Source organism: Bacillus cereus group sp. BfR-BA-01356 (assembly GCF_022663635.1).
Lineage (GTDB): Bacteria > Bacillota > Bacilli > Bacillales > Bacillaceae_G > Bacillus_A > Bacillus_A cereus.
On sequence record NZ_JAKUFX010000190.1, the window covers coordinates 1 to 8,311 of the forward strand.

Genomic DNA, 8,311 nt, shown 5'->3' on the forward strand with positions numbered 1-8,311 from the left:
TTAAAGGAATTGATTTTAATGCAGAATAATAAAATTGATGAATTAACTATTAAATTAAATGAACAGTCAAATCAAACTAAGATGATTGAAACAAGCGTTGGAGATAGAGATCAGCAATTGGTTAGATTAATGAAAGAAATGCTAGAAGTGAAAAGAATGGTGGCGGCAAGTAATAAAAAAAGATGGTGGCATTTTTCCAGAAAATAAATTTAGCCGAAAAGGCTTTTTTTATTGTTTTATAGACTCTATTGATGTAAAATTGGTGTTAATAAAACATCAAGGAGGATCAAGATGGAAGAATTAAATAAAAAACCACAAGCTGAAATGGTTCGTGTTAATACTCGTATTTCTAAAGAAGTTAATGGTTGGTTAGATGAAAAAAGCGCTAGAACTGGTGTACCTAAATCTACTTTAATTTATTTGGCTTTGGAACAATATATACAACAACAAACAATGTTTGAGGAGTTACCTAAACTTCAACAAATGTATACGCAAATACAACAACAACAAATGGTTCAAGGAGATTTGTTAAGTGTGGTTAATAAGGATAACAATTTAGCTAAGTTTAGTTTGTAATTTAATTTTAGGAGGAGAATTAAATATGGATGATGCATTAACAAAAATTTTAGAGAAATTGGATCAACTTGATACGAAAGTAGATACGATTGGTAGTGAGGTAAAAGAAATTAGAAAAGAAATGCAAGCACATCGAATGGAAATAGATGATAATTTTACGAAGTTATATAAGTTAGTTGAGGATAAAGATGTTGAGATTGATGTTCTGAATAAACGTGTATTTAAAAATGAAACAACAGTTGAAAAATTAAAGAGACAAAAACATTAGGATTCATATGTGAATTAAAATTATATGTGCTTATTTTTAAAGAAAGAAGATATTTAAGGGGAATGATATCTTGCAAAATATTAAAGAGATAAAGAAATTAATTAGGAAGAATCCTGGTAAATATGCGAGCATTTCTACAACTGAAGATGGTGATTTTGAAGGGGTTTTATTGAGTGGATTTTTTGCAAAGCAAGTTATGAAATTGGCTTCTCAATCCAATCATATTTCTCATGATTTTAATTCAAATGATCTTAGATCTTCTGATCTAACTTTAAAAGGAGTTTTTCTTTTTAATGGTACTGGAGTTCATTTTGTTTTTTATGAGGGTCTTGAGTCTATAAGGATTTATGATTCGCCAATGTTTGAAGAGGATTCTAAAGAGATGTTTGAGTATTTTAAGGAGTGGTTACATGCACATTCTTGATATTTACTTTAGTAAACGTTGTGAGAATGTAATAAAACATATTTAACAGTTTACTGTGTAAATGGGCACTTTGTGGAATTGCTTATAGAGAGGTGTTGTTATGGATTTAAAAACGTATTATGCGAATGTTATTAATGAACTAGAAAGTATTTTATTGTCTTCAGAAAAGGTTTGTGAAGACAATTTTTTAAAGATTGAACAATATTTAAGTAATAAATCTTTTATTGAAAATGATATTGACTATATTTTTTATCATTTAGATAATCTTGAGTGTTTAGTAAAAGATCGTGTTTTTCTTGAAGATGCTTTAAAAAGATATAGAGAAAAGTTAGATAAAGTAAAGAAGTAAATTCATAGTTTAATGTAGTTTCTACTTAACTAGTTAATAATAATAGGGGTAGAGTTCCACTTTTTGATTAACTTCTTAGAAAGGTTGTCTTTTATGGCTTTGGATATTGCTAAGTGTGGTCGGCGGACCATTGTTTTACGTGAAAAAGCTACTGGTGATGTTATGATCCGAAGAATGTCCTGTAATCAGCTCTCTTGTCCTGTATGCGGTCCGGTCATTGCAGCGCGTTTACAACTTCGAATTAAATATTTTTCTCAGCATGAACGTTTGTTTTTCTTTAATACTATTACTTCTAAGAGTGGATTGGATGATTTAGAAAAGATTTTCACTAAGATACGTCGGGAGTTATCAGTACATTTTACTATTGATGGATATATGAAGAAAAAGAAAGTTAGTCATGAGAAAGCTTTAAAATGGTATGAAAAGAAAAAGAAAAAAATGATAGATTTTGACGTTGATGTTGAACTTGCAATTTATTCAAGAAAAAATGCAATCTTTGAAGTTGCAAATTTAAAAAAGGTATATTATAACCGTTTAAATGTTAAACAAAAAATTGAATTCCATAAGAAATATAATCATTTAGTAGACAAGTTATTTCCGGCTATTCATGAAGTTAATAAGCGAGATGAAATGTTACATAAACAGTTCTACGAACGAATTTCAAGACGTTTTGAAGAGAATGAATTTGAAGATTTTAAATTCATTCGGGTAGTTGAGTTGCATGAAAGTGGACAACCTCATTATCATTTTTTATGTAATCGTTATGTTTCTCATTATTTAATGAAGAAGATAACAGTTAAAGGTGTAAGTGAGGTTTATGATAATGCGTATATTGTGGATCATGCTATGGAGAGAAATAAAACTCTTACATATGACACTGTAGATACTGATATTGTTTCTTTTTATGTATCGAAAGTTACTAGATATGTTACTAAGGAGACTATAGAAACCTTTTCTGAATTGGAAAAGGAAGGTGATATAGCTAAGAAATTAATTAGTTCAAGTAATTGTATCAAGTTGTTTGATGAAAAAGGTGAAGAAGAATCTAAGTATAAGAAATTAGGAGTATATGATTATCAAATTAATGCAACAAGTTATGAGGTTCCAAAAGTATTAGAAAATAGTGTAGAAGATTTTATTAAGTTTCATTCTGTAATGCTTAGGGATCAGTATGCAATTGATTTATTGAAATTTTCAAAGTCATTGGATTTAGATGATTTTATAAATTGTAACTATGTAATTCATGAGCGTTTAATTCAAGTTTCAGTTGCTGAATATAAAAATAAGTTATCGACTGTTTTTGATGAGACTGATTTAACTAAAGAACAATTAGAGTTATTAAAATCTTTTGTAGAAAATAAAATTACATTATTGTTAGGACGAGCTGGTACAGGTAAAACTTATACTTTAGTTAATTTGTTGAAAAAATTAAAGCCTAATCCACGTACAACTTTTATTTTAACGTATACAGGTAAAGCGTCTGTACGAATTAAAGAATTGTTGAGTCAACATGAATTAACCGAATACAAGCCTATGACAGTTCATAAAGCATGTTCATCTAATTGGAATTCGAATTTTTTAAAGAATGAGTATAATAACTTAGAATGTGAGTATTTGATTATTGATGAAGTAGGTATGATACCAAGAGATATTTTGATGAAAGTATTATTAGCTGTTCCTAGTTATACAAAGATTATTTTTGCTGGTGATGATGCTCAACTTCCACCTGTTAATGATTCTTCTGTAATTCCTGAATTAGAAGGTTTAGATTTTATAAATACTATAAGACTTACAAAAGTTTTTAGAAGTGGAGATACTGTGTTAGAGCTTGCATATAAAGTTTTAAATCGTGAATTAATTGATTTTAGATTATATGATGAAAAACAATTAGAAAAACTAGTTTTACCACTTGTGGAACAGGGGTATCAAATTTTAACAAATACAAAAAAAATGACTAAGAAAATTAATTTAATAGTTCAAGCTAATAAGGATAAAATTACGAAGTGTTTTAATGATTATTGTTATGAAATCGGTGATAGAGTCATGATCATTGCTAATGATTCATCTAGAAGGGTTTATAATGGTGATACTGGTAAAATTGTTGATCATGATGATAAAGGTATTTTAATTCAATTGGATTTTGAAGATAGGCAAGTGTTTTATAGATATTTAGATACAGTTAATATTGTACCAGCTTATGCATTTACAGTTCATAAATCTCAAGGTAGTGAATATGAGAATGTGGCGGTATTTTTAGAAAGTCAGCCGAAATTAAATACTAATAATTTATTATATACAGGAATTACAAGAGCGAAGAAAAATATAAAAGTTTATGTGCCGGATGAAAAGGTTTTATCGACTATGATAAATTGTGTTCCAGAACCGGTTTCGAATATAACATTAAATAATGTTTTTGATTTAGTAAATGGGATTTTAGATATAAAAAAAACATCTTCAATGGGCTGAAGATGTACAAAAATGTAGATTCTTCAATGGGTTGAAGAATCATAAGACTGAAATGATTGTTAAAGAATCTAATTGTATTATATATGTAATTTGTAGCATGGTCTATTTAATTTAATTTTTCGGAAGGATTTGTTGTTTATGTATGGTGCTTATTTAGATCCAGAAGATAGGGATAGAATAATGGGTAGTTTGTCTGATGAACAACAAGAGTATTTACGTATTTTTTTGAAGAGAGGTAATCAGACAGCATTCTCTAGTGTGTTAGCTAGATTAAAAGGTGGCGAATCTGAAGAGGATGCTGAACATATATCTACTCAATGGATGTTTATTGAGTATATTGATGCAGGAAAAGTTTCGAAAGATCATCCGTGTGAGTGTGGTCGTCCTTTACGTTATCAATATATTGTTAAGAATTTAGTGACTAATAAAATTTTAAAGTTTAGTAAGGATCACTTTAAAAAACATACAGGTTTACCTTCTAGTATTGTTAAGGCAGTTTTGAAGGGAATGTATAAGATTGATTGTGAGTTAGATGAAATTTTGATTAAAATTTCATCTGGTTGGTCTTTATTTGAGAACTTAGGTATGGATTCTATTCCTAATGATTTGATTATACCTATAGATATTAGAGAGCATTTAGAATTAGATTTACCTTTATTAGAACGTCAGGTTATGAGATTAAAAGATGATTTGAGAAGTTATAATTCATTAAAGAAGAATATTGTTGAGAAAAATGATTCTGTAGATTTTGAAATAAACGAGGAAAGAGAAGAAGGACAAGCTTCTTTGTTTGATGAAGACATTGTTTTTGGATTTAATTTAGATGATGATAATGTTCAAACTATACGAAGTCAGCCTGTGAAAGTGAAACCTGTTTCTATTGAGAAGAACATTTCGTATCAATTTTTAAGTTTTGTTGAACAAGAATTTATTTTGCAGTTTATACAAAATGTTAATTCTGTAAGTGTGAGACAACTATGTGAATTTATGATTAAAGAGGTTGGCTCTTTAGATAAACGTTATCTTACTGGAAAGCCTCATATCTACGTTCATGTTTGTAGTTATTTAGATTTTTTAGTCACTCAAGGCAAGTTGAGCTATATTGAGAATTTAGATTATATTGATCGTATTTATTATATAGAATCAGATATTAGTTAGAAGGGATATGTATATTATCCCTTCTATTTTTTTATTTATTTAATCCTTTTCTTATAAGTTCTAGAATTGTTGCTGTTCTAGTAGAAATTCCGTTTTCTTCTTTGTATTCGTCAACTTTTTTTAATATTGATTGTGGGATTCTCATTTCTACTCTTTCTTTTTTATCTGTCATTATTATCACCTCTTCTTGTATTGTACGGAAAAATATCGTATAATACAAATTGTACGGAAAAAAGACGTATTTTTCACGTACAAAAAATGAAGATCAAAGGGGATTTTATTGTGTTAGAAGACAAATTTTTAGAATCTAAGATTAAAAAATTAACTAATCAAAATGTAGTGGTTTTTACTGATGATGAGATTATTGAAGGAGTCCTTTTGGATAAGGATACTGGAGAAGAACGTTTGTTTGAAGTTTTTCGTAAGATTTGGGGTAAGAATTTTGCTTGGTTTGGAGAAGGAATTTATATTCAATGTGAAGATACAGTGACGTTTCGTGATTATGATGAGGTAGATAATATATTTAAGAAATAGTTTTATATAAATTTATATAAAATGCAGATTATTTATAGAAGAGCATAAGGTTTTTTTGCTATCACTAAAGGTGACAGGTTAGACAAAGCCTAACAAAAACGTGATATCATAAATATGAGAAAATCAATGGAGTTTCAATGTGTTTCCAATGGGTTTTCACTGTATATAATATGCTATTGGAAATTGGTTTTTTTGCTTTTAGATTGATAATTCTTGTGAAAGATAAAATGAAATTCCATTTATAAATGTTGTATATTTTAATAGTTTTATAGGAGTTTTTAAGAAGAGGTTGATGAGGATCAATGCATAGCAGCCATGTGCATTATTGTATTAGCGAATAAAAAAAACGATATGTTAACGTTACCCAAAAGGATAGCTTTAACATATCGTTTTTTTTATTTTTATGCCTACTACGGTAAGGCTACACCAATTTTTTAGTTCCAACTAAGGTATGGATACTCCAAAATTAATCATCATTCTTTTGTTTTATGTTGTTGCGAAGGTGAACAGAAAAAAACTTCGCTGAATTTCGTTTTTATTTCACCACAAATTCAATTTTTTGGTGCATTTTTAGTGACCACTAGTGCCACCAAATGACCATCAGAATGAAAAAATGACCACCCAGTGACCACCAATTAATAAATAAGTGTCCCAGTTTTCGTGGTCGTTTAGTGGTCATTTTTGGCGCATACAAAACGCATACTTTTAATTTTTTTCACATACAAAACGCATATAAAATGACCAAAAACGCATACAGAACGCATATGAGTAAAAAAAACGTTGATTTAAAGGGGCGTAAAGCGTGCTACAAGGGACACAAAACGTGCCACAAAAGTGCTTTAAACGTACACAAAACGGGCTACAAAGCCCAAAAAGGCATCCCGCAATTCACAAACTAGAAACCCAATAGGCTCAGCCTATTTCACCACTTTTTTTATAAAGTGGGATTCGGTTTCCTTATGCTCTTCTTTAAAAAAGGTTTATATGGCTTTTTAAGCTGGTAAATATTTTGTATTAAAAAAAGAAAATGCAGGATAAGGAGAGGGACACAGTTGTGTCTACGTGTATCAGTCAAAGCCTGATAGAATAATTTTTCATTGTGTACAGAGTTGTGACCACGATTGAAAAAGGGAATGCGTTTTGTGGTCACAAAACATTTATAAGGTCTATTTTACTAATGTTTTGATGTAGCCTTACTAATAGATCCGACAGATTAAATAATTAATGTTTGTGGTAATTAGCGAGGAATGGCGAAGATTAGGGAAGACATTTTTTGAAGTATATTGGGGCGAAGTATTAAGATTTTTATCCAAGTAATCGTTATAAAAAAATCAAAATGAAATGGCAGCAGGACTAAATTCAGGATCGTTGGAGGTTTAAATACGAATATAGTGTTGGGGTCTCAAGAAGAGATAAGTATATATTTAGAGATTCTATAGAAAAAATATTTTTAATATTTGTCGCAGAATTAGTGCTTACGCCCTAAAGATTATGTTAGGTATGGCGAGCATTCGGCCTTAGGCGGATGCGCGCCAGGGATAGTTAAGCGTTAAGAGGATGAAAAATATTAACAAGGTAGTTATCTATAGAGTTATTTAATATATAGTTGGATCTAATTGTGAGTTATAGAAGATATAGCCGATATAACTTCAGCTATAAAGGTAGAATGATTAAAAGAAGGAACGATGTACATATTCATCAGAATACGCAAAATCACTTCTGGAAGGTTTGAAATGTGAATCGGTAGATGGAAATGGAAAGCCTGTAAGAAGCCGTAGCAAGGCGAAGGAGTTTTATTTAGAAAAGTTTTTTGATTTGTAAAAAGTTTTTTAAATAAAAGTTGATGTCCCGTAGGGTTGCCTAAAGGAATAGTAAACCAAGCTATTGCGTACTCCCAAACATTGTTTGGGGGACACCCGCTGTGAGCGTAAAGGGTGTGGGAATATCCCACGAATAAAAAATTTTTGTGTCCCTTTTTTTAAAAAGGACGGTTTAATTTTGTGGAATAATACGGGACGTGAAATTTTATTGTGATTTATAAAGTTTATATAAATTATAAAACAAGGAGTTATATCGGTTATATCGAATGTAAATTTGTGAGGTGATTGCAATGGTTATTATATATCAAACAACAAAACAAGCAGCACAAACATTAAATATTAATCATACAACTTTTAAAAAATATTATGGCATGTTTGAGAGATATACCGGATATAACTTCTTAAGAGATTCAAAAGGACAGGTAATGTTTAGTGAATATGATTTAGAAGTATTTAAGAGGTTATTATTAGTTAAGGCGGAACCAGGAAGGACTATAGAAGAATCGTGTAGACTTGTTGGTGAAGAGTTTGGTATTTCGGATAAGAATCGAGTTATAACCGATATATCTCCTGAAAACGGAGGGGATAATAAGGCGATTGAAGAGTTAAAGGAATTGATTTTAATGCAGAATAATAAAATTGATGAATTAACTATTAAATTAAATGAACAGTCAAATCAAACTAAGATGATTGAAACAAGCGTTGGAGATAGAGAT

The 8,311-nt window shown here is 29.8% G+C and carries 10 protein-coding genes; 9 read left to right on the forward strand and 1 reads right to left on the reverse strand.

Going from position 1 to position 8,311, the window contains the following annotated elements:
- The 7 genes from MR168_RS31215 to MR168_RS31245 all read left to right on the forward strand — a co-directional run.
- The coding region (locus tag MR168_RS31215; RefSeq protein ID WP_242291725.1) for a DUF3967 domain-containing protein at positions 1 to 207 on the forward strand (207 nt) is incomplete at its 5' end.
- An 84-nt stretch (positions 208 to 291) separates the two neighbouring features.
- A complete protein-coding gene (locus MR168_RS31220; RefSeq protein WP_000391901.1) occupies positions 292 to 576 on the forward strand; it encodes a hypothetical protein in 285 nt (94 codons plus the stop codon).
- A 25-nt stretch (positions 577 to 601) separates the two neighbouring features.
- Entirely contained in the window at positions 602 to 844 is a 243-nt protein-coding gene (locus tag MR168_RS31225; RefSeq protein WP_242291726.1) for a hypothetical protein, read from the forward strand.
- A gap of 70 nt (positions 845 to 914) precedes the next feature.
- Positions 915 to 1,268: a hypothetical protein gene (locus tag MR168_RS31230; protein WP_001179589.1), complete on the forward strand. Its 354-nt coding sequence runs from the start codon at positions 915 to 917 to the stop codon at positions 1,266 to 1,268.
- Between the two features lie 100 nt (positions 1,269 to 1,368).
- Entirely contained in the window at positions 1,369 to 1,617 is a 249-nt protein-coding gene (locus MR168_RS31235; RefSeq protein ID WP_000364675.1) for a hypothetical protein, read from the forward strand.
- A 93-nt stretch (positions 1,618 to 1,710) separates the two neighbouring features.
- Positions 1,711 to 4,083 (forward strand): ATP-dependent DNA helicase, encoded by a 2,373-nt coding sequence (locus MR168_RS31240; RefSeq protein ID WP_242291727.1) that lies wholly within the window; start codon positions 1,711 to 1,713, stop codon positions 4,081 to 4,083.
- A gap of 138 nt (positions 4,084 to 4,221) precedes the next feature.
- Entirely contained in the window at positions 4,222 to 5,241 is a 1,020-nt protein-coding gene (locus tag MR168_RS31245) for a DUF3895 domain-containing protein (protein ID WP_242291728.1), read from the forward strand.
- A gap of 31 nt (positions 5,242 to 5,272) precedes the next feature.
- Here the strand turns inward: MR168_RS31245 and MR168_RS31250 are convergent, their stop codons facing one another.
- Positions 5,273 to 5,413 (reverse strand): ribbon-helix-helix domain-containing protein, encoded by a 141-nt coding sequence (locus MR168_RS31250; RefSeq protein ID WP_000130115.1) that lies wholly within the window; start codon positions 5,411 to 5,413, stop codon positions 5,273 to 5,275.
- Between the two features lie 110 nt (positions 5,414 to 5,523).
- On the opposite strand from MR168_RS31250, the gene MR168_RS31255 reads away from it, so the two are divergent.
- Positions 5,524 to 5,775 (forward strand): hypothetical protein, encoded by a 252-nt coding sequence (locus tag MR168_RS31255; RefSeq protein ID WP_000888627.1) that lies wholly within the window; start codon positions 5,524 to 5,526, stop codon positions 5,773 to 5,775.
- A gap of 2,110 nt (positions 5,776 to 7,885) precedes the next feature.
- The coding region (locus tag MR168_RS31260) for a hypothetical protein (RefSeq protein ID WP_242291729.1) at positions 7,886 to 8,311 on the forward strand (426 nt) is incomplete at its 3' end.